Below are 686 nucleotides of genomic sequence, written 5' to 3' on the forward strand. Positions count from 1 at the left end.
GCGCCGTGGAAGTACGTCGCCGAGGCGCCGGACCGGTGGCTGGAGCAGTTCGAACGAGCCCGCGACAAATGCCTGGCGGCTGCGGCGGGCGGCACACGGGAAGCGGCACGGCGCCGGTGACCGGCCGCCGAAGCACCTGCCGGGCCCCGCCCCGCCGCCACTCCCTCACCCCGCAGGCCACCGCTGGCCCCTGGTCTCTCCATCGTCCCCCCCGTTTGTGGAGGTACTTCCGTTGTCTTCCCCAAGAACCACCCACCGCCGCGCCCCGAGCGATGAGGACATGTTGCGGCAGCTCGGCTACAAGCCCCAACTGGCCCGCCGCATGGGCCCGTTCGGCAATTTCGCGCTCAGCTTCTCCATCATCTCGGTGCTGTCCGGGTGCATGACCCTGTTCGCGTTCGGGCTCATCACGGGCGGTCCGGCCGTCATGCTGTGGGGCTGGGCCTTCGTCGGTCTGACCGTACTGTGCCTGGGTGCCGCGCTCGCCGAGGTCACCTCCGCCTACCCCGTCGCCGGTGCCCTCTTCTACATGGCCGGCCGACTCGGCGGCCCCAAGTGGGGCTTCTATACCGGGTACTTGAACCTGTTGGGCCTGCTCGGCGGCATGGCCGGCGGCAGCTACGGCATGTCGCTGTTCGTCGGCGCCTGGCTCAACCTTCAGTGGGGCTTCACCCCCACCCCCGGCC

At 70.4% G+C, this 686-nt stretch carries 1 protein-coding gene; it reads left to right on the plus strand.

Annotation, left to right across the window (positions count from 1 at the left end):
• Positions 1–280: 280 nt before the first annotated feature.
• A partial coding sequence (locus tag OO70_RS50485) for an amino acid permease (protein ID WP_158711687.1) occupies positions 281–686 on the plus strand: 406 nt, incomplete at its 3' end.

It is taken from the genome of Streptomyces xylophagus (assembly GCF_000716435.1).
Lineage (GTDB): Bacteria > Actinomycetota > Actinomycetes > Streptomycetales > Streptomycetaceae > Streptomyces > Streptomyces xylophagus.